Origin of the sequence: Acinetobacter sp. 226-1 (genome assembly GCF_030329325.1) — a bacterium.
Classification (GTDB): Bacteria; Pseudomonadota; Gammaproteobacteria; order Pseudomonadales; family Moraxellaceae; genus Acinetobacter; species Acinetobacter sichuanensis.
In genome coordinates, this window is the sequence record NZ_JACANU010000001.1 from 421,724 (window position 1) to 443,488 (window position 21,765).

General features: G+C 37.8%; 23 protein-coding genes. 8 read left to right on the forward strand and 15 right to left on the reverse strand.

Going from position 1 to position 21,765, the window contains the following annotated elements:
• Positions 1–25: 25 nt before the first annotated feature.
• The 5 genes from pal to HX124_RS01985 all read right to left on the reverse strand — a co-directional run bounded on the left by pal (position 26) and on the right by HX124_RS01985 (position 4,509).
• The gene (gene pal, locus HX124_RS01965) at positions 26–586 is read right to left on the reverse strand and encodes a peptidoglycan-associated lipoprotein Pal (RefSeq protein ID WP_107007787.1); all 561 of its coding nucleotides are present in this window, start codon (positions 584–586) and stop codon (positions 26–28) included.
• 65 nt (positions 587–651) lie between these two features.
• A complete protein-coding gene (gene tolB, locus HX124_RS01970) occupies positions 652–1,935 on the reverse strand; it encodes a Tol-Pal system beta propeller repeat protein TolB (RefSeq protein WP_107007786.1) in 1,284 nt (427 codons plus the stop codon).
• A 138-nt stretch (positions 1,936–2,073) separates the two neighbouring features.
• Positions 2,074–2,622, reverse strand: a complete 549-nt coding sequence (locus HX124_RS01975; RefSeq protein ID WP_286381780.1) for a gamma carbonic anhydrase family protein — start codon at positions 2,620–2,622, stop codon at positions 2,074–2,076.
• Positions 2,623–2,721: 99 nt separating this feature from the next.
• Complete coding sequence (gene dacC / locus HX124_RS01980; RefSeq protein ID WP_107007784.1) at positions 2,722–3,870, reverse strand: D-alanyl-D-alanine carboxypeptidase PBP5/6; 1,149 nt, start codon at positions 3,868–3,870, stop codon at positions 2,722–2,724.
• A gap of 135 nt (positions 3,871–4,005) precedes the next feature.
• Positions 4,006–4,509: an MCR_0457 family protein gene (locus HX124_RS01985; RefSeq protein ID WP_286381781.1), complete on the reverse strand. Its 504-nt coding sequence runs from the start codon at positions 4,507–4,509 to the stop codon at positions 4,006–4,008.
• A 220-nt stretch (positions 4,510–4,729) separates the two neighbouring features.
• Between HX124_RS01985 and surE the strand changes: the two genes are divergently transcribed.
• From surE to HX124_RS02000, 3 genes are all read left to right on the forward strand, one after another.
• Positions 4,730–5,512: a 5'/3'-nucleotidase SurE gene (gene surE / locus HX124_RS01990; RefSeq protein WP_286381782.1), complete on the forward strand. Its 783-nt coding sequence runs from the start codon at positions 4,730–4,732 to the stop codon at positions 5,510–5,512.
• A 107-nt stretch (positions 5,513–5,619) separates the two neighbouring features.
• Positions 5,620–6,474, forward strand: coding sequence for a peptidoglycan DD-metalloendopeptidase family protein (locus tag HX124_RS01995; protein WP_286381783.1), 855 nt, complete (start codon positions 5,620–5,622; stop codon positions 6,472–6,474).
• A gap of 94 nt (positions 6,475–6,568) precedes the next feature.
• Positions 6,569–7,501 (forward strand): LysR family transcriptional regulator, encoded by a 933-nt coding sequence (locus HX124_RS02000; protein WP_107007780.1) that lies wholly within the window; start codon positions 6,569–6,571, stop codon positions 7,499–7,501.
• A gap of 134 nt (positions 7,502–7,635) precedes the next feature.
• Here the strand turns inward: HX124_RS02000 and HX124_RS02005 are convergent, their stop codons facing one another.
• Positions 7,636–8,847 (reverse strand): aspartate aminotransferase family protein, encoded by a 1,212-nt coding sequence (locus HX124_RS02005; protein WP_286381784.1) that lies wholly within the window; start codon positions 8,845–8,847, stop codon positions 7,636–7,638.
• Positions 8,848–9,014: 167 nt separating this feature from the next.
• Between HX124_RS02005 and grxD the strand changes: the two genes are divergently transcribed.
• Together grxD and sohB are read left to right on the forward strand one after the other, a co-directional pair.
• Positions 9,015–9,356 (forward strand): Grx4 family monothiol glutaredoxin, encoded by a 342-nt coding sequence (gene grxD / locus HX124_RS02010; RefSeq protein WP_107007778.1) that lies wholly within the window; start codon positions 9,015–9,017, stop codon positions 9,354–9,356.
• Between the two features lie 234 nt (positions 9,357–9,590).
• Positions 9,591–10,553 (forward strand): protease SohB, encoded by a 963-nt coding sequence (sohB, locus tag HX124_RS02015; RefSeq protein WP_286377740.1) that lies wholly within the window; start codon positions 9,591–9,593, stop codon positions 10,551–10,553.
• A 65-nt stretch (positions 10,554–10,618) separates the two neighbouring features.
• On the opposite strand, the gene HX124_RS02020 is transcribed toward sohB, so the two are convergent.
• Complete coding sequence (locus HX124_RS02020) at positions 10,619–11,263, reverse strand: DUF2238 domain-containing protein (protein WP_286381785.1); 645 nt, start codon at positions 11,261–11,263, stop codon at positions 10,619–10,621.
• 182 nt (positions 11,264–11,445) lie between these two features.
• Between HX124_RS02020 and HX124_RS02025 the strand changes: the two genes are divergently transcribed.
• Complete coding sequence (locus HX124_RS02025; protein WP_286381786.1) at positions 11,446–13,638, forward strand: Ig-like domain-containing protein; 2,193 nt, start codon at positions 11,446–11,448, stop codon at positions 13,636–13,638.
• Between the two features lie 115 nt (positions 13,639–13,753).
• Complete coding sequence (locus tag HX124_RS02030) at positions 13,754–13,996, forward strand: hypothetical protein (protein WP_286381787.1); 243 nt, start codon at positions 13,754–13,756, stop codon at positions 13,994–13,996.
• Between the two features lie 69 nt (positions 13,997–14,065).
• On the opposite strand, the gene purB is transcribed toward HX124_RS02030, so the two are convergent.
• The 4 genes from purB to HX124_RS02050 are packed head-to-tail and all read right to left on the reverse strand — an operon-like array spanning position 14,066 to position 17,905.
• Positions 14,066–15,454, reverse strand: coding sequence for an adenylosuccinate lyase (purB, locus tag HX124_RS02035; protein ID WP_107007773.1), 1,389 nt, complete (start codon positions 15,452–15,454; stop codon positions 14,066–14,068).
• Positions 15,455–15,514: 60 nt separating this feature from the next.
• Positions 15,515–16,246 (reverse strand): high frequency lysogenization protein HflD, encoded by a 732-nt coding sequence (hflD, locus tag HX124_RS02040; RefSeq protein ID WP_286381788.1) that lies wholly within the window; start codon positions 16,244–16,246, stop codon positions 15,515–15,517.
• Positions 16,247–16,278: 32 nt separating this feature from the next.
• Complete coding sequence (gene mnmA / locus HX124_RS02045; protein ID WP_286381789.1) at positions 16,279–17,415, reverse strand: tRNA 2-thiouridine(34) synthase MnmA; 1,137 nt, start codon at positions 17,413–17,415, stop codon at positions 16,279–16,281.
• A 4-nt stretch (positions 17,416–17,419) separates the two neighbouring features.
• Entirely contained in the window at positions 17,420–17,905 is a 486-nt protein-coding gene (locus tag HX124_RS02050; protein WP_107007771.1) for an NUDIX hydrolase, read from the reverse strand.
• 118 nt (positions 17,906–18,023) lie between these two features.
• Between HX124_RS02050 and HX124_RS02055 the strand changes: the two genes are divergently transcribed.
• Positions 18,024–18,569 (forward strand): hypothetical protein, encoded by a 546-nt coding sequence (locus HX124_RS02055; protein ID WP_107007770.1) that lies wholly within the window; start codon positions 18,024–18,026, stop codon positions 18,567–18,569.
• Positions 18,570–18,682: 113 nt separating this feature from the next.
• On the opposite strand, the gene HX124_RS02060 is transcribed toward HX124_RS02055, so the two are convergent.
• Genes HX124_RS02060 through ybgC form a run of 4 tightly spaced genes read right to left on the reverse strand, consistent with a single transcriptional unit; the run spans position 18,683 to position 21,758 of the window.
• Positions 18,683–20,170 (reverse strand): TonB C-terminal domain-containing protein, encoded by a 1,488-nt coding sequence (locus tag HX124_RS02060; RefSeq protein WP_286381790.1) that lies wholly within the window; start codon positions 20,168–20,170, stop codon positions 18,683–18,685.
• 3 nt (positions 20,171–20,173) lie between these two features.
• Entirely contained in the window at positions 20,174–20,623 is a 450-nt protein-coding gene (tolR, locus tag HX124_RS02065) for a protein TolR (RefSeq protein WP_107007768.1), read from the reverse strand.
• Positions 20,623–21,324, reverse strand: a complete 702-nt coding sequence (gene tolQ, locus HX124_RS02070) for a protein TolQ (RefSeq protein ID WP_107007767.1) — start codon at positions 21,322–21,324, stop codon at positions 20,623–20,625. Before tolQ ends, tolR begins: the two co-directional genes overlap by 1 nt.
• 26 nt (positions 21,325–21,350) lie before the next feature.
• Entirely contained in the window at positions 21,351–21,758 is a 408-nt protein-coding gene (ybgC, locus tag HX124_RS02075; RefSeq protein ID WP_107007766.1) for a tol-pal system-associated acyl-CoA thioesterase, read from the reverse strand.
• Positions 21,759–21,765 lie beyond the last annotated feature (7 nt).

The window sequence follows — 21,765 nt, forward strand, 5'->3', positions numbered from 1 at the left end:
AAATAATTCTAAATGAGATTTAAAATTATTTTAAAAGTGGAGGAACCGCTTCATAGTTTAATTCTACACGACGGTTTTCTTTCCAAGCTGCTTCATTATGACCTGCATTGATTGGCATTTCTTTACCATAACTTACAGCTTCTAATTGGCTTGCATTAACACCATTGGTAATTAAATAGCTTTGTACTGCTTTTGCACGGCGCTCACCGAGTGCCATGTTATATTCACGTGTACCACGCTCATCTGTATGACCTGTCAAAGCAATTTTAGAGTTTGCATTTGCAACTAAAAATTGAGCATGTGCTTGAAGTGTTTGATAGTCTTCATTTGAAAGATCACTGCTGTCATAGTCAAAATGAACCACACGTTTTGCAAGAAAAGCTTTATTTGCTTCAGTAACACCTTTTGAAGATGCACCTGCTAAGTTTTGAGCATTTAATGCAGCATCTTCACTTAAACCACTTGTATTGACGCTATTTGGGTTTGTTGTTGCATTGGCGTCAGTGGTTGGTTTGCGGTTTGCACAACCTGTCATGACTAAGCTTACTGCAAGTAAAGGTAGTGCTAAATATTTAATCGTATTCATTGTTAACTCCATAAAGTTATTTTAAAATTTACCGCATTATTGAAATAAAAACATCTATATTTGAATTATTTAGGTGCCCATGCAGGTTCGCGAACTTCACCTTGTTCACTTGGTAAGTTCATGCGGAAACGACCATCTGTTGACATGATCGATAATAATCCACGTGAGCCTTCACGTGTTGCATAAACCACCATTTGTCCATTTGGAGAAAAACTTGGTGATTCATCTAGACTGGTAGGCGTCAAGATGTTTGTGATACCTGTTGAGATTTCTTGAATCGCAACTTTATAGTTACTACCAGATGGTCGGTGTACAAGTGCAACATATTTACCATCCGCACTTAAAGAACCTCGTGCATTAAATGCACCACGGAACGTTAAGCGTTTGGTTGTACCATCTGCTAAGTTATAGCGATAAATTTGTGCTGAGCCACCGCGGTCAGAGGTAAAGATAAATGATTTACCATCTGGGGCATAGCGTGCTTCGGTATCAATCGCACTATCATTGGTCATGCGTTTAACTTGACGAGTTTCTAAATCCATTTGATAAATTTCAGGATTGTCATGCATAGACGCAGTAAAGAGCATGAATTTACCATCTGGTGAGAAGCTTGGAGCACCATTTAAACCACGGAAGCTTGCAAATTTTTCACGTTGCCCTGTAGCAAGGTCTTGTACATAAATCGCAGGGCGTTTAGTTTCAAAAGAAACATACGCAATTTTTTGTGCATCAGGTGTCCAAGCAGGTGATAAAATTGGATCACGTGATGTCAAAATAGTTTTTGGTTGTTCGCCATCTGTGTCAGCGATTTGTAAGGTATAGCGTTGCTCAGGTGTGGCAGGGTTACGTAGCACATAGGCAATACGTCCACTAAAATCACCTTTGATACCTGTCAGAGCTTGATAAATCGCATCAGAGATCATATGTGCTGCGGAGCGTAAACGTGATGCAGGCACAGTTAATAATTCATTGAGTAAGAATTGTTGTTTTTCGACATCGTAGAGTTGGTAGTGTACTGCTAATGAACCATCAGGGTTGGTTTTAGTATCGCCCACAACCACATAAGGAACGCCACTCGCTTTCCATGCTTCTGCATTAATATTATTTAAGCTTGCTGTTGCAGGAAGGTTTTTTGATGCACTACTAAAACGCCCAGAGCGGTTTAAGTCATTTTCTACAATAGGATAAATTGTTTGATCATTACCAAATGGCAGAATAGCAATTTTGGGTGCTTCTTCTGGTGCTTTAGCAATTTCTAAATGCAATTGTGCATATGTCGTGGTGACAAAGGCAGGGCTAAAAGCCATTATTACTGCCAAACCGAGTAAGTGTTTAGGCGTCATTTTCATGGGTGTTCATGTACTCAAAATATTGATATTTTAACTATGAATAGCTTTGTAGCATAAAGACATGATTTTAATCTATATAAAGCATGTAATTATGAATGTTCAATGAAATATTACTAGGAACTTTGAAAATTATAGACTTTATTTTTCATTTTCCTGATCTAAGTAATTTTGTGCAACTTTGACATAATGTCGAGCTGAATAGGGTAAAAATTCTTTTTCTGCTTCAGTCAGTGGTCGTATTTGTTGGACTGGACTGCCTACATAAAGATAGCCACTTTTTAGAACTTTACGTGGAGGAACTAAACTACCCGCACCGATCATGACATCATCTTCAATGATCACATCATCAAGTACGACGGTATTAATACCGATTAATACACGATCACCAATTTTACAACCATGTAAAGTGACATGATGCCCAACAGTAACATCTTCACCAATAATTAAAGGCGAACCATTTGGCTTGCTGTCTTTTTTATGGCTTACATGTAACATGCAATGATCTTGAACATTGCTATTTTGTCCAATTTTAATGGCATTGACATCACCACGAATCACAGCAAATGGCCAAACGGATACATTTTTTGCTAAGCTTACTTCACCTATAACCACGCTTAAGTCATCGATATAACAGGTTGAGTCAATCTTAGGATGATGTTCTAAATAACCACGAATATTTTTTTTCATAAGATTTTTTACACGCGTAAAATTTACCAAGTGCAGTATAAAAGAAAAGCATTCATATCCTAGACATGAATGCTTCTTTTTGATGACATTTAAACAAAATTAAAATAAGTTGCTAAAGAACATTTTAATATGGTCAATCATACGTGCAAAAAAGCCTGCTTCTTCAACCGCATTTATTGCAACTAAAGGTTTTTCAGTAATGACTTTGCCATTGAGCGTAGCAGTCAATTTACCAATCACTTGTCCTTTTTGCAGTGGTGCATTTAAGTTCGGTTGAACTGAGATTTGCGTTTTAATGGCATTGGCTTGACCTTTTGGCATAGTGACATTAAATGCTTCAGGTAAACCTACTTGTACTTCACTTTCTTTACCAAAATAGACTTTGGCTTTTGCCATGACTTGGTTTGCAGGTTGTACATTAACAGTTTCAAAGTTTGAATAACCCCAAGAGAGTAATTCGCGTGTTTGTGATGCGCGTTCATTCATTGATGGTGCGCCAAAAATCACTGAAATTAATCGCATTGGACCGCGTTTTGCTGAAGTCGTTAAGCAGAAACCTGCTTCATTGGTATGACCTGTTTTTAAGCCATCTACACTTGGGTCAGTATATAAAAGGGCATTACGGTTACCTTGTTTAATGCCGTTAAAAGTAAATTCTTTTTCTGAATAAATTGGATAATATTTTGAACTATCGTGAATAATATGTTTGGCAAGCATTGCCATGTCTTTTGCAGTTGAATAATGACCTTCAGCTGGCATACCTGTTGCATTAATAAAACTTGTATTGCTCATGCCAATACGTTTAGCTTCTTGGTTCATTTCATGTACAAATGTACCTTCATTACCAGAAATATGCTCAGCCATTGCTTTTGATGCATCATTACCTGATTGGATAATAATGCCACGCAGCATTTCAAGTACAGTTGCTGTGCCATTTAAAGGAACATACATACATGACTCTGTGCTGCTACCACGACACCAAGCCGATTCGTTCATACGAACCTTTTCGTCTTCTGTAAGGTCACCTTTGAGTAGTTTTTGTTCAATAATGTAACTCGTCATCATTTTTGTCATTGATGCAGGAGCGAGTTTTTCATTTTCATTCTTAGATGCAAGGATTTGCCCTGTCTCATAGTCCATCAAAACATAGGATTTATTATTTAATTCTGGTGGATTGGATAAAACAGTTGCTGCATAGGAAAATGAAGGAAAGAGTAACAATGCAGCGAGGGCGCTTTTTGGGGTCATTCTAGGTAGTTCCAATCTTTGTACGAGCACGAAAAGAGCCTAGCATTTTAGGACAAAGCAAAGCCGACTTCTATGGGGTAAGTCGGCTTATTTCATAGGATTTGTAACTAATTCGTTGCTTGTCGATTGGGTCAATTAGTTTTGTGGTTGATAGTTGAGCACATCTTCACAAACACCTGTGTTTGCTTCTTTTCCAGCTTTTTTAGCATCACCTTGAGCTTCTTTTAAGATGCTTTTAAAAGATTTTTCTTTCACTAATTTTTTAATTGTTGCTTCTGGGTCAGCAGCATCAGGAATAAAGTCTTTTAAAAGGCGTTGATAGCCTGCATCAAAGGCATCTTTATCTTTCACTAATTTTGAGCAAATATCTGAAAGTACATAGATTGCTGCTAATTCTTGATCTGTCACATTGACCTGTGTGACTTCAATTTTTTCATCATGAGCGTCTTCTTTTGTTTGATCGGCTGCAAATGCATAAGGCATAGCAATAGAAGTAGATAAAATCCCCAGAGCAAAAGTTTTAAAAAGAGTACGCATAATGAGCCTTGTTAACTTAATGATTTGACTAGAATAAACGTATTCTATGAAAATAAAATAGAGAAAATGTATTGAAGATGTTGGATTTAAATAAAATAACATCTTTTGGTGAAAATTTGACATCAGCTTGGGTACATGAATACAACACAGTATACAAATTAGATCCCATTTTTTAGCGAATGCTTATTTAGTAACGTTTTTAGTAGTATTAGTAATAACAGCGAAGTTTTAACTCGCTTAAATCTGTGTAAATCAAAATAATCGGTCATATTTTGCTAAGATGAATCAGCAATATTGTCCGTTTAAATTGAAGAGAAATTGAGTGAATATTTTAATTGCCAATGATGATGGTGTGTTTGCACCCGGAATCCAAGCCTTAGCACAAGCTTTACGACCTTTAGGACGTGTTGTTATTGTGGCTCCTGAAAGTGAACGTAGTGGATTTTCTAGCGCATTGACTTTAGATCGACCACTGCGACCTGTACAGGTCACACAAGATGTTTGGGCAGTAAATGGTACGCCAGCAGATTGTGTTTACTTGGCAATGAATGGTTTATTTGATTTTGAATTTGATTTGGTTGTCAGTGGGATTAATAGTGGCGCGAATCTTGGTGATGATGTTTTATATTCAGGTACAGTGGGAGCTGCATTTGAAGGTCGTTTAATGAAGCAAGCAGCAATTGCAGTGTCATTAGCAGGCAGTAATGTCCGTTCTTATCTCAACCCAGAAGATTATGCAGTTGCAGCACAGTGGGTACACGACTTTATTGCTCAAGGTATTCCTGTTTTGCCAGAACGTCACATTTTAAATATTAATATTCCTGATGTACAACAATTAAAAGGTGCTCAAGTTACATATCAAGGAAGACGTATCCAGTCTAAACCAATCACCAGTCAGGTTGACCCACGTGGGCGTCAAGTGTATTGGATTGGTTTAGCAGGGGAAGCGGTTACTGATCCTAAGAAAAATGACTTAGATATTCAATCTGATTTTTTCGCAGTCGCAAATGGCTATGTCAGTATTACACCCATCCAAATGGATGCAACCAATTACAGTGTTTTAAATCACTTACAACAACAGTTATTACACCCTGAAAAGCGCTAAATGAGCTCTATGTTATAAGTTTGTGAAAAAGCTGAGCTAAACCTTAAAAAGCTTGGCTTTTTTGCTAATCTTATACAACTTAACACTATTTCTGGAGAAAGAAATCAATGCTTTCGTTACGATCACAGCAACTTTATCTATCACCTAAAAGCTGGATAAATGCCATCGTTTTATCTTCCGCTGTGATTACTACTTTAGTCATGACAGGTTGTGCGTCAAAACCACAAATTAATAACCCTGTTCGCTATGCGAATGCACCTGATTATTATACTGTGCGTTCAGGTGATACATTGAGTGGTATTGCTGCACGTTATGGCTTAAGTTATATCAGTGTTGCTGAAATGAATGATATTGCACCGCCATATCGTATTTATGTGAATCAATCTATTCGTCTAAAAAAATCAAATAGTACAAATAATAATCGACCAGCTACACAAGCATTAAGTAATACTGATACAGGTATTCAACGTCAAACAATTACTCTACCAGGTAACCAGACCACAACAACAGCTAAGCCTGTAACGCCAACACCAGTTATTCCTGTAACACCAACAGTTCCAAGCACCACAACGCCAACAACTGTAGCATCAAATGGTTTGGTTTGGGTTAAACCATCTAATGGTGCTGTGATTGCTAACTATAATTTAGCTCAAAATATTAAAGGTATTCGTTTTGGTGGCAATGTCGGTGATCCAGTTGTTGCTGCTGCGGCTGGGCAGGTGGTTTATGCTGCCGATGGTCTAAAAGAATATGGTAATTTAGTCTTAGTTAAACATATTAATGGTTATATAACAGCCTACGCTCATAACAGTAAAATTTTAGTGAAAAGTGGCGATAATGTCACGGTTGGTCAGAAAATTGCGGAAATGGGCTCATCTGGTGCTACCCAAACTATGCTAGAGTTTCAAATTCGTTTAGATGGAAAACCGATTAATCCAGCAAATATTTTACCATCTGTCTAATTTATTTAATGCAAATATATATTTTCTTCGTATAATACAATGAGTTGCTTTTAACAAAAAGTGTGAAGCATCTCATAATTTCAGAGGGAAATTTATGTTAGATCAACTTCGAGCGATGGGTGTATTTGCTTGTGTCGTTGAAAAAAGCTCATTCAGTGGTGCTGCGCGCGAGCTTGGCATCACAACCAGTGCCGTTAGTCAGCAAGTTCGATCCCTAGAACAAGAAATGGAAGTAACTCTGCTTCATCGTTCTACACGTAAACTGAGTTTAACAGAAGCTGGTCAAGCCTTTTTTCATAGTTGCCAAGAAATGCTCGCAGCAGCAGAGCGCGGTAAAATTCGTATTAATGAATTGAGAGATGATTTAGTCGGTGAATTACGTATTGCAACCACACCTGAATTAGGTGCGACGCATGTTGTTCCTGCTTTGTCTCATTGGATGTCTGCACATCGCGGATTGATGGTACATTTTGAAGCAGATAATCAATTTATTGATTTAATTCAAGAGCGTATTGATATTGCAATTCGCATGTGTGCAAAAGAAGAAGATTCGAATAATTTAACTGCAATACCATTGGCACGTGTTGACCAAGTGTTGGTGGCATCACCAAGTTATTTGAATCAAACTGCACCAATTGCACGTCCTGAAGATTTAATTAATCATGATTTAATTCCTGTTAATATCATGAAAAATTACCAAAGTTTTGCTTTTCAGCATGCAGTATCGGGTGAAAACATTCATGTAGAAATGCAGAATCGTTTACAAACCAATAATGTATTTGTTGCGAAATCTTTATGTCAAAATGGACATGGTATTGCGCGAATTTTATATTTAGATGTACAAAAAGAGTTAATGAATGGGACATTGGTTGAAGTATTACCAGATTGGAAATTACCAACCTTTACTTTAAATGCAATGACATTGAAACGTGAACAACAACCAATGAAAATTCATCGTTGTTTAGATGCTTTAAAACAGTATTTTAGTCAATTACCCGGTGGGCGTATTTATCAAGAAGCTTCTTGATTATTATAATTAAGTTTTATTTTTTATAAGTGCATCACTCATTAGCAAATTAACCGAGTTATTTAAATAGCTCGGTTTTTTTAGGCATAAAAAATGAGTATCACGAAGATACTCATTGATTTATCTGATTTTATTTAGGCAAGAAATGCTTTAATTGCAGGCACTAAGCGTTGAATAAGATCATCCGCTTGTTCTTTATTCATGTTGAGCGCAGGCAGTAAACGGACAACATTGCCAGAAGTGACATTGATGATCAGCTTGTGTTCATCGCGTGCAATATTGACCAGATCACCACAGTCTTTTGGTAATTCAATACCAATCATCATACCAAAACCACGCACAGTGACTTGTTGTTCTGCAAGCTGAGTGCGGAATTGTTCCACTAAATACTGACCAATTTCAGCAGCATTTGCCACAATATTTTCTTTTTGGATCAAATCAATCACAGTATAAACAATACGTGAACCTAAATGTGTACCACTATAAGTTGAACCATGATTACCTGCTGTCAGTACACCAACGCCACGCCCTTGAGTCATCACAGCGCCAATCGGGAAGCCATTCCCTAAACCTTTAGCAGTGGTGAGAACATCTGGAATAATATTTGTGTGTTGATACGCAAAATACTGACCCGTACGACCATTACCTGTTTGCACTTCATCGAGCATCATTAACCAGTTGTGTTGATTACAGATCTGGCGAATATCTTCTAAATAGCTAAAACCTTGAGGTGCTGTATTGACACCACCTTCACCTTGAATCGGTTCAACTAAAATAGCCACGATGTCAGGATTGTTGATTGCAGCTTCTTCAATCGCTTCTACATCACCAAATGGAACACGAATAAAACCTTCAACCAAAGGAGCAAAGCCTTCTTGAACTTTTTTGTTACCTGTTGCAGAAAGTGTTGCTAAAGTACGACCATGAAAAGAGTGATCAGCAACAATAATTTTAGGATTGGCAATCCCTTGTAAATGACCAAATTTACGCGCAATTTTAATTGCACCTTCATTTGATTCTGCACCACTATTTGAGAAGAAAATTTCTTCCATGCCTGAAACTTCAGCAAGTTTTTGTGCAGCAGCCGTTTGCCAAGGCACTTCGTAAATATTACTGGTATGAATCAAGATTGCCGCTTGTTCTGCAATTGCTTCTGCAAGTACAGGATGTGCGTGACCTAAACCACATACAGCAATACCTGTAAGCGCATCTAAATATTCTGTGCCATCTTCTGTATATAGATAAGAGCCTCGTCCTCGCACAAAGCTGATCGGTTGACGGCTAAATACAGGCATCAAATGTGAAGGTTGATCAGGTTGTATTGGAGCGAGCGTAACGTTATTCATGACGAACTCTTTTCTTTGTCTGAGAAGTAAAAAATAAAAGTTTATATAAGCAAAATATGACACAGATTTAAAGCCCAAATACAAATAAAATTGGAAATAATCTTGAAGTCATACTCTTTATGATGGATTTAGGTATAATGCAGGCAGATGAGTTGAGGATTTAATCAATGACTGAACAAGTACGTGATACAGAAGCGTTAATTCGCGATCAAATTGCTAAACATGCAGTGTTACTTTACATGAAAGGTACACCACAATTCCCACAATGTGGTTTCTCTGCACGTGCAGTAGAAGCACTTAGCCAAATTGGTCGTCCATTTGCTTATGTAAACATCTTGGAAAATCAAGATATTCGCGCAACTTTGCCACAAATTGCAAATTGGCCTACATTTCCACAATTATGGATCAATGGCGAGTTGATCGGTGGAAGCGATATTATGCTAGAAATGTTCCAAAATGGTGAGTTAAAAGCACTTGTTGAACAGTATAGCCCAGCACCAGAAGCTTAATTGCTGAAGATGTGAATAAGCACCGTAAGGTGCTTTTTTTATAATATGTATTTTGATGTCAATATAATGATCATATTCAATTGGATAAAAACTAAATATAGATCAGAAATATGGTTCATAAATGAGTTACTGAGGTTTATATTTTTAAAAATTTCAAAATAGTCATTGAATTTAGTCTAATTTGACCGCATCTTTATTAAAAAGCAACGATTGTCTCAAGAGATTAGAATTTATATGCTATTTCATTTACCTACATTACCTGCTGAAATTCGTGTGAGTCATTTAAATGCACGAATTAATGAACAACGAAAAAAAATTGCACAAACTACAGCATCAAAACTTGAATTACTGCAATTAACTCAACAGTTTGCAAAAGAAGCACGTGCGCGTAAAAAGAACAATCAGAAAATCTATGTATTAGATTTTAAAGGTGATGTACAAGCATCAGCAGTTGAAAATTTACGTGAAGAAATCACTTTAATTTTAGCGACTGCAAAATCAGGACGTGATCGTGTTGTGGTACGCCTAGAAAGTCCGGGTGGTATGGTGCATGGCTATGGTTTGGCAGCAGCGCAATTGGTACGTTTACGTGATGCGGGTTTCCATTTAACCATTTGTGTTGATAAGGTTGCTGCCAGTGGCGGTTATATGATGGCATGTATTGCATCTGAAATCATTTCTGCACCTTTTGCAGTTGTTGGTTCAATTGGTGTGGTTGCACAAGTTCCTAATTTTAATCGTTTATTGAAAGAACATAATATTGATTTTGAGCTGTATACAGCAGGGCAATATAAACGTACGGTCACCATGTTTGGTGAAAATACCGAAGAAGGCAAAGCAAAGTTTGAAGAAGAGTTGCAGCAGACACATGCTTTGTTTAAACATTTTGTTGAAAAGTATCGTCCACAATTAAATGTAGAAAAAGTGGCTACAGGTGAACATTGGTATGGTGAAGATGCTTTAAGTTTGAATTTAGTTGATAAATTACAAACATCTGATGAATATCTTTTAAGTTTACTTCCGCAACATGATGTTTATGCTATTCAAACCCGCCGTAAGCCAACTTTAGGTGAAAAGTTGGGTTTACAAGCTGCACAAATGGCGGATAGTTTAATCCCTTCTGTCATGAATAAATTGGTCGATACTTTGAGTAAAGCTAATGCAAGTTTGGTGCAAATGCGTGACCCTAAACTTTAAGTTCTAGATTATTTTTGATCTCTTTGAATGCTAATCATAAAAGATTGGCATTTTTATTGTTTATGTTATTTAGCAGTTAACTGCGCTTGAGTAGATTTCCAATAGATCATTAAACCCGTAAATAATGCGCCTATTGTTGCTAGAAACATATCTTTATGTGCATCCCATACATCACCTTGTTGCCCATTATAGTTTTCAGCTTGTTCTGGCGATAAACCAATCGCTAACCACCATTCAATCCATTCATAAAATAAACTACTTGCCATAATAAATTGGAGGCTAATCAAAAATAGTGCTTTAGGGCTTAGATGAGGCAAAGCAACTTGAAATAAACGATAAAAGAATGGATAGAGTAATATGCCATAACCAAAATGAACAAAACGATCATACATATTGCGCTGCCAACCCATCGCTTGATTTAAGTCAAAATGAAATATTGATTTAATCCAATCATTATAAGGAACATAGGAATATAAATAATGTGCGGCTGAAACGTGAATGAGTAAAAAAACAATATAAAGTAAAAATGTTGGATAGCTGAGTCCTATTTTCTTCTGGCAGATCAAAAGCATGATTAACATGAGTACTGTGCCAATTTGATGTAATAGATAAGATTCAAACTCTAAGGGGTGAATACTGGCAATGAGAATGGCAAGTAAGAGGATGGCTAAACTGATCCAATGTTGCGTTGTTAAATTTTTATAAATCATTGGCTTTTTTGTCTCTACATCTTATTGGCTGTTTTAATCAGAGTCTAAAGAAAAAAGTGAGTTAATTATATGTTTATAATGATTTTTAATTGTAATTAATTCAGTCGTTCTTGATTGTGCTTTGACGATACATTTGTTAGCTTAGCCTTTTATATAAAATGTTGATTTCAAAAGAGGGAATGATGACAGGCATTATCGTGTTAGATAAATCAACTTTGGTAACTTTGCAAAACTCAGAAAATAAACATATTGTTTTAAATCAGGCTTCTATTGTACGCTTGGGCTATAGCAAAGAGGACATCACCTCAGTTGAGTATGCAGGCAATAATGCGATCATTATTCTTAAAAATGGTGAAAAAATTATATTAGAAAATTTCTTTGTAGACGGTCAACATACACCGCATCAAGTGGTTTTAACAAATAGCAAAGGCATTTTTGAAGAGTTAGTGATCACGGTTGAAGGTTATCATATTAATTATGACCCAAAACGTGTAGTTGATGAGCTTGAACACAGTCAAGCAGCAGTGCAACAACCTCAGGCTGCGACAGCAGAGGAAACTGAAAAAGTTGCATGGTATGAAAAAGAACTGGTTAAACCTGTTTTGATTTTATTGGGGCTTGAAGGGATTTATTTAGCTGCATTCCATGACAAAGACGATGATGATAGTAGCAGTACACCAGATTTAATTGCACCCGCAACACCAAGTGCAAGTTTAGATGCTGATGGAAAGGTATTAACTGGAAAATCAGAAGCTGGCGCAACCATTTATGTTAAAGACATTAATGGAAAATTGATTGGTGAAGCAACCGTCGATGCAGATGGAAATTTTAAGCTAAATTTAGATCGAGAAATTATTAATAATGAAAAAGTTCTGATTTATGCAAAAGACCCAGCAGGCAATGAGTCAAAATCGACTGTTATAACAGGGACAAAAGATACGATTGCACCTGATGCTGCAAATGCACAAATTAATGCTGAAGGCAGTATTATTTCAGGTAAGGCAGAAGCAGGCGCAAAAATCTATATTTATGATGTGACAGGTAAAAACTTACTTGCAGGTCCTGTTACGGTTGCAGCAGATGGCACATTTTCAATTTCTTTAAAACCAGCATTGGCTCAAGGAGATGAAGCAAAAGTTATTGTTGAAGATGCGGCAGGCAATAAATCTGAATCAAGTTCAGTGATTGTGGGTAAAGATACTTTAGCACCTGAACAACCTACCGTTGAAGTCAGTCAATCAGGAGATCAAGTACAAGGTTATGCTGAAGCCAATAGTAAAGTCCAAATTAAAAATAGTGATGGTGTGGAAATTGGCTCAGGTGTAGCCAATGATCAGGGCTATTTTTCTATTCAAATTAAACCTGCTTTAGCGGAAAAAGACTCAGCAACGATAAATGTTACAGATGAAGCAGGTAACCAATCTGCCGATTTAGCGATAGAGGCTGGAATGGATACTATCGCGCCTGATGCAGTAAGCGCAGAGCTAAATAGCGATGGTACTGAAGTAACAGGTCAAGCAGGTGCTAACCAAAAAATCGAAATTTATAATAAAGACGGTACTTTAATTGGTGCTGGAAAAACGGACGAAAGTGGAAAATTTACAATCACTTTAGATGGTGGTTTGACTGATAAAGCAGTTGCAGATATTTATACCTATGATGAAGCAGGAAATCGTTCTGAAACAACAAAAGTTGTTGGAACTAAAGATACGATTGCGCCAAATAAAGTGGTTTTAAAAACAGTGACAGATGATGTCGGTACAGAAAATAAAGAAACGATTTCAAATAAAGGTCAAACAGATGATGCTCGTCCTGAGTTTGCAGGTACAGGTGAGTCTGGTGCAATCGTCACGATTTATGATAATGGTTTAGCCATTGCAACTGTAACGGTAGATAATACAGGTAAATGGACATTCACCCCAGCCAAAGATTTGGCATTAGGTGAGCACAGCTTTACATTTACACAAATGGATGCCGCAACCAATAGTAGTGCCATGAGTGATCCATTTCATTTTACTGTTATTGCGCCAGAGCAAGCAAAGGCTGAAGTCACAACAGCAGCATTTATGCTTGAAGATGATCATGCAATTTCAACATTATTAGACACATTGGTTGTAGATGAAATGGCTTTGCCTATGTCGCAAACTAAAGTGGTTGATCAGTCAGAAGCTGGTTTAAATGCTTTATTGCAACAACAGGAAAATATGCTTTCGCAGCAATATGTAGACCAAATTTTAAATGAATTTTCTGATGTTCCAAGTCAAGAACCTGCATCCAATAATCAGCAACAAAGCACGCTTAGTGATTTTTCGATTGAATTGAAAAATACATCCATTGATGAGGAATTATTGCAGTCGATTGTTATATTTGGATAAAGTGAATAGGTCGAAAGTAGGAAATACTGCTACTTTTGACCTGCTTTATAGCGTTTAAGTCGGATTTTTAATGTAAATCCGCTAAAATATACATTTAAATTTTTGGGTTTTGAGTATGGCGATCATCGAAGCATTTATTGCATCGCAAAATTGTTATTTTAACTATGATTTTGAAGAGCTTGATCAACTCGATGGAGATTTTCCTGAAGAGCTTTTAGTGTCTTTACGTGGCATGCTCTATCGACATAAAATCCAATATCCAGATGCGACTTATTTTATTTATTATAGTGATATTCTCACGGGTGATGAGTTGGAAAAAATGCAAGCAGATTGGATGCGTTATTGCCCATTACCATAATTTTTTGAATAAAATACGATCTACAAAAAAAGCGAAGTCTAGACTTCGCTTTTTAGTTTTCTGAATCGATTAGATTTTAGAAATAAGATCTTTGATTTGTTTTGCTTGGTCAGCAGCGTTACCTGTATAAGTTGCAGGTGTCATTTCAGCCAAACGTGCGCGATCCGCAGCAGGAACAGCTTCAAGCTCATTACCATTGACAAAATCAACCATCATGTCACGTGTCATGGCTTGACCACGAGTAAGTGCTTTTAATTTTTCGTATGGTTTTTCAACGTTATAACGACGCATAACTGTTTGAATTGGCTCAGCTAAAACTTCTTGAGCATGGTCTAAATCTTCAAGAATACGTGCTGCATTTAACTCAAGTTTACCAATACCTTTTAAGCAAGCTTCAAAAGCGATCAAGCTTTGCGCCAAACCAACACCCATGTTACGAAGAACAGTTGAGTCAGTTAAGTCACGCTGCCAGCGAGAGATAGGTAATTTTTCACCAAGGTGAGCCAAGACAGCATTGGCAATACCTAAGTTACCTTCAGAGTTTTCAAAGTCAATAGGGTTAACTTTATGTGGCATGGTTGATGAACCCACTTCACCTTCTTTTAAACGTTGCTTGAAGAAACCTAAAGAGATATAACCCCAAACGTCACGGTTAAAGTCGATTAACACAGTGTTGAAGCGACGTAATGCATCAAACATTTCTGCGATGTAATCGTGTGGTTCGATTTGAGTGGTATATGGGTTGAATGTTAAACCTAATGATTCAACAAATGCTTGTGAATGAGCAGGCCAGTTGATTTCAGGATAAGCAGAGTAGTGCGCATTGTAGTTACCTACAGCACCATTGATTTTACCTAATAATTCAACTTGTTTGAATTGTTTGATTTGGCGCGCTAAACGATACGCCACGTTTGCCATTTCTTTACCCAAAGTTGTTGGGCTTGCTGTTTGACCGTGTGTACGAGATAACATCGGTTGTTCAGCATGTGTTTCAGCCAAAGCAACGATAGAATCTACGATTTGTTGCATAGAATCTACAAGAACTTCACGACCATTTTTCAACATTAAAGCATGAGAAAGGTTGTTAATGTCTTCAGAAGTACATGCAAAGTGGATGAATTCACCTGCATTTTTAAGCTCTTCAATACCTGCAATTTTTTCTTTTAAGAAATATTCAACTGCTTTTACATCATGATTCGTCGTGCGTTCAATTTCTTTAATGCGGTTAGCATCTTGTTCAGAAAAGTCAGCAACAATCGCATCTAAAGCAGCATTGGTTGCAGCAGAAAAAGCAGGAACTTCAGTGATTTCAGGGCGGTTTGCAAGCGCTTGTAACCAACGCACTTCAACGGTCACACGAGCATGGATTAAACCAAACTCAGAGAGGTAAGGACGAAGAGCATCACATTTGCTGGCATAGCGTCCATCTAATGGCGAAAGTGCAGTTAAAGCGTTCATAGAGATTCCTTAGACTTTGGAATTAAAACGAAAAGCGGAAAAGTTCGACATATTTTTCAGTTAAACAATCTGAAACTGAAGTCGAGCAAGGTCTTGAATATCTCGTAGCAATTTACGTTTGCTAAAAATCATGTTCCAAGAGCTACCCCCAAGTTGACGCCATAGATGTGCCATTTGCAAACCTGTAAAAAGACATGCACGAATACGATTAGTATGTGCAGGATCTTTAAAAGCTTCGGCATTACCACGGACTAAAATGCGCGGATTGATTTGCCCCGCAGTATCAACATAAGTTTGTGCTAAATTAGCCACAATACTTGGATGAGCATAGTCTTGATCAAAAAAGGAGAGTTGTTTCAAAATTTTTTGTTGAGCATTTTCAATGATTTCAACAAACTTTGGATTGCTATATACTTTTTTTTCTAGTGTTAAAAGTGACATCGCATAAGACATAGGAAGTTTTGCACTAGAAAGTTTAGGAATTTTAGATTTAGGTGTGGGAGTAAAGGGTTGGGTAATGCTACTTTCTAATGTTTTTAATCCCAAAGAAATATCAGATAATTGATGAAAAAAATCTAAGGTCTGAGAGGATTGATTTTCAGAAGGACGGATATTTAGGCTGGCTTTAATGAGTTGTTCAAAATAAAAATTACCACTTTCACCAATACTTTGACGACCAGAAATTGCAGTCATATGCGTGAGTTGTGTTGCTTGAAACACAGCTGCTAACGCCAAAGCTTTATTTTGGCGTTGATTCAAAGTTTGAGGCTGTTGAAAGGGCAACTCAACCATGCCTAAATTCCTTTCAAATAAGTTAAAGAATTTTAATCAATAAAATCAGGTTTTGGTGCATTGGTATGATGAATGACACCACCACCTAAACAAATTTCATCTACATAGAACACGACGCTTTGACCAGGAGTAACTGCTCTTTGTGGTTCATCAAATTCGACACGTACGCCATTTGGCATGCTAGCATCTTTATAAAGAGTACATGCTTGATCAGGCTGACGATAACGAGTTTTTGCGGTACATTTAAAACCTGTTTCAGGAATGTCTTGTTCACCTGCAACCCAATCAATCATTTCTGACCATAAAGTTGTGCTTTGCATGAGTGGATGTTCATGACCTTGACCCACGACAAGACGGTTGCCTTCAATGTCTTTATATAAGACAAACCAAGCACCTTCTTCTGCGCCTTTGAGACCACCTAAACCAATCCCACCGCGCTGACCGAGCGTATAGTACATTAAGCCGTGATGTTCACCAACCACTTTTCCTGTATCTAAAACAATTTTTCCAGGTTGAGCAGGTAAATATTGTTTTAAAAAGTCATTAAAACGACGTTCACCAATAAAACAGATCCCTGTTGAGTCTTTCTTTTTGGCAGTGATTAAACCAAGTTCTTCGGCAATCCTACGCACCTCAGGTTTTTCAATTTCACCGACAGGGAATAAGGTTTTATTAATTTCACGTCCATGTACAGCATGTAGGAAATAAGTCTGGTCTTTATTGTTATCTACACCACGCAGAAGAGGCGTATATTCTTCACCACGTGAATTGGTTGCAGTTTCACCACGACGACAATAATGTCCAGTTGCAATAAAGTCTGCACCTAAGTTCACAGCATGATCTAAAAATGCACGAAATTTAATTTCTTTATTACATAAAATATCTGGGTTTGGTGTACGACCAGCGGCATATTCTGCAAGGAAATGTTCAAAGACACGATCCCAATATTCCATTGCAAAGTTAGCTGTATGCAGCTTGATGCCGATTTTGTCACAGACTGCTTGCGCATCAGCAAGATCTTCCATTGCTGTACAGTATTCTGTGCCATCATCTTCTTCCCAGTTTTTCATGAACAGCCCTTCAACCTGATATCCCTGTTGAAGAAGAAGTGCAGCAGAAACAGAAGAATCTACACCACCTGACATACCGACGATGACACGTTGTTGCATAGGACTAAGCATCCAAATTTGAAATTAAAGGAGAGTTTTGGTGCTCATAGATGAGCGAAAGCGGGTATTTTTGCCCAGAAAGTGCATCTTGTACAGCTTTAATCACCAATGGGCTACGCGCACGTGCTGTATCAAGGAGTTCTTCTAAGGTCATCCATTTTGGACCAATGATGCCTGTATCAAGCTCAGCTTCAGGAAAATATTCGAGTACATGAGCAAGAAAACAAAATCTGTAATAGGTACGATCTGGAAACATTGGAGGGGTATACGTGTAAATTCCTAATAATGAATCGACTTCGACAGCATGACCTGTTTCTTCCATCGTTTCACGAATTGCGGCTTGAATAATGGATTCATCACATTCAACATGCCCCGCAGGTTGGTTAAATACAGTATGTGTTACACCTTCTGTATGTTCTTCTACAAAAAGGAATTTTCCATCTTTTTCAACAACAGTTGCCACTGTTACATGAGGTGTCCAAGAGGTCATAACCGAAACCGTAGGAAATAAAGCACTATTCTACAAAATTTAGAGAGCGGTGGCTATGCACAATAGTAAGGATGAGATAAATTACACCTTATTCATAATAAAAAATGAGATATTAATCATGTCACAGCATAGAGATTATGTATTTTTCACACAGGAAAAAAGACCAATTTCTGTGGCTTGGTTTAATTCTGAGGATGAGGAAGCTCCTAAAAATTTATCTTTTTCTTCACGTTCTGATATTTTTGGAATCATACTGCGAGATATTGTGGGTTCTTTTCCTGATTTAACAGCTTTACAATTTTTTAAAGAAAATAATGTGCAAGATCTAGATTTAAGTAATGACGTGTTAATGAGTCGCTTGGTGACATTTGATCGCCAACAACAAAAAGATGTTGTGAATCATATTAAGACATTATTTGATTATACAAAAACTCAACCTAAAATTTTTGAGGAATGGGCACATGAATTTTGGGATGATCCTCTAGATGAACAACTTGAAGAAATTGAAAAATTTGCACAACTTGAATGGAATTTAGAAGATCCGCCTTATAGTGATCATGATTCATTTCAAGACTTTATTTTGCTATTAAAGTCGATTCAATTTTTCTTTGAAACTGCATTAGAACATAATAAGTTTATAGGATATTTTGATTATATTGGCTAAGTTAAAAAGGATCGTTATTTAAAGAATAATAAAAAGTAGATGCTTTATTTTTTTTAAATATATCTGATATTTATAAAATTAAACCCTGCCGAAACAGGGTTTAATTTTTAGGATTATTTCACGGTAAAGCTTGCAGTAAAACTACGTGCTTCACGTCGTGCATCTGGATCTGATGGCATTGGAAATGGTGCGGCAGAACGTACAGCTTGTTCTACACTTGCTTTTACATCAGGATCAGACGCATTTACAACAACAGATGCGACGCCACCAGTTTCCGTAAGCGTTACGCGAGCAGAAGCTTTTTGCCCTGAAGAGCCGCTTGGCATACGCCATGCACTACGAACTTTATTTTCAAAATCACGTTTTGCAGAAGATGCAATTTTCTTCGCTTCAGCTCGTTTAGTCGTGGCTTCTTCTTTGGCTTTTTGAGCAGCAGAGGCTTTGGCTTCAGCGGCTGCTTGTTCTTTTGCCTCAGCATCAGCTTTACGTTTTGCATCAGCATCAGCTTTCGCCTTTTCATTCGCTTCTTGCTTCGCTTTTGCGGCAGCATCGGCTTTGGCTTGGCGCGCTTTTTCGTTTGCTTCTTGCTTCGCTTTTGCGGCAGCATCGGCTTTGGCTTGGCGCGCTTTTTCGTTTGCTTCTTGCTTTGCTTTTGCAGCAGCATCAGCTTTAGCTTGGCGCGCTTTTTCATTTGCTTCTTGCTTCGCTTTTGCAGCAGCATCGGCTTTAGCTTGGCGCGCTTTTTCATTTGCTTCTTGCTTCGCTTTTGCGGCAGCATCGGCTTTAGCTTGACGTGCTTTTTCGTTTGCTTCTTGCTTCGCTTTTACAGCAGCATCGGCTTTAGCCTGACGCGCTTTTTCGTTTGCTTCTTGTCTAGCTTTTTCAGCAGCATCGGCTTTAGCCTGACGCGCTTTTTCGTTAGCCTCTTGTCTAGCTTTTTCAGCAGCATCAGCTTTGGCTTGGCGCGCTTTTTCGTTCGCTTCTTGCTTCGCTTTTGCAGCAGCATCGGCTTTAGCTTGACGTGCTTTTTCGTTAGCCTCTTGTCTAGCTTTTTCAGCAGCCTCAGCTTTGGCTTTAGCATTAGCTTCAGCCTTTGCTTTTTCAGCATCATTTTTAGCTTGACGAACTTTTTCAGCAGCTTCTTTTTGTGCTTTTTCAGCTTCTGCTGCTTTTAAACGTGCCATTTCAGCCGCTTTAGCTTGTGCCTTTGCTGCTTCGGCAGCCTTTTGCTCTGCTTCTGCAGCTTTTGCCTCAGCAGCAGCTTTTTGCAGATCTACTTTAGGAGCAGGAACTGGCAATGGAACAGGTACAGCAGTTACAGGAATATTTGGTGCATCCGCAACAGGTTCGGCTGTTTGTTGGATATTTTCAGCAGTTTGAGTATCGGCTGTTTCAGTTGAGTCTGTAACTTCTAAAGGCTCAGCTTCAGGAGGAATAATATCTTCAGGTTTAACTAAAACAGTTTTGAGTTGTTTTGGTGGTTCAAGTGGTTTACTCATCCCTAGAAAAAGTAAGCCAACAATCGCCACCACATGGACACCAAGGGTAAATCCAAGTGCAATCGCATTTTCTTTTGATTGTGGCTTATTGAAATCTTTCATAACTTACTTTAATGGCTCTGTGAGTAACCCAACTTGATTGAGTCCAGCTTCTTGTAATGCAGACATCAGGCTCATAACATCACCATAAGGGCGAGATTTATCACCATTGACTAAAACACTAAATTTTTGTTGTTTCGTTTCTGAGTCAGTTTGTGCTTGGGTTAAAATTTCTTTTAATTGCTCCAAAGACAATGACTCATTTTTATGCGTATCATCTTTGAGTAAGTATTGCCCGTCTTTATCTAAAGTAACAATGGCTAGCGTTTCTTTGGACTCAATAGGTGTACTGTTCGCTTGAGGTAAATCAACATCAATTCCTGTGGTGATCATTGGTGCAGTGACCATAAAAATCACCAAAAGAACTAACATCACATCAATATAAGGAACGACATTCATGTCGCTCTTTAAAGGTTTTTTAACGCGTTCAAAGCGTCCTGAACGTTGTATTGCCATTAGTCATTTTCCTGTGCTGAACCCACAGATTGACGTTGTAACAGCGCCACCATTTCTTCGGCAAAAAGTGCACGATCTGAATAAACTTCTTCGCCTTTTGCCGTGTAATGGTTAAATGCTAATACAGCAGGAATAGCCGCAAAAAGACCAATTGCAGTTGCGATTAAGGCTTCAGCAATACCAGGTGCAACCGTACCTAACGTCACTTGGTCAACTTGCGCAAGACCAATAAAGGCATTCATGATACCCCAGACAGTACCAAATAAACCGACATAAGGTGCAACAGAACCAATACTTGCTAAGGCACTTAAGCCTTGTTCTAAGCGACTTTGATCACGACTTAAACCAACACGTAAAATACGTTCAGTACCTTCGATCATTGGTGCTGTTTCAGCATGACGTTTTTTCAGTTTTAAAAATTCGCTTAAACCTTGATAAAAAATATCCTCTAAGCCTTCACGTTTAGAGTTAAGTTGAGCGTTATTGTATAAAGTATTTAACTCAGCACCAGACCAGAAGATTTTTTGAAAATGCTCATCTCCTTGACGGGCTTTTTTATAACCCATATGTAACTTGGCAATCAGATACCAGCTAAATAAAGAGGCGAGTACCAATACGAGCATCACCAGTTGTACGACAGGGCTTGCTTGTAAAATTAAATCAGAAACGTGAAGAGAAGATTCGAGTTGTTGAGTTGCCATAGTTACATGTGCCAATTAAATTTTTTTTATTCGTGAGCTAATTCACGTTGAATTAAATCACGGATTTCATCCGGAATTCGGCAAGGTTTCATCTCAGCATTTAAACATGCTAATTCAACCTCACCAGAAGCAAGTGTGATTTCACCACGATATATATTTTGTTGCAATACAAAAGACGTTGCTTTACACGAAACTACACGTGCTGTAACAGTAATTAAGTCATCCATCAGTATAGGACGCATATATTTCACATTTATTTTATGGACTACAAAGTTATAGTCTTTTTGATGCCAATAGTGGTCAATCCCTGATGCACGTAACCATTCTGTACGTGTACGTTCCATAAAGCGAATATGATTGGCATGGTAAACAATTCCGCCTGCATCTGTGTCTTCGATATATACACGGATTTGAAATTCAAATTTGTTCGCCATGATGTTG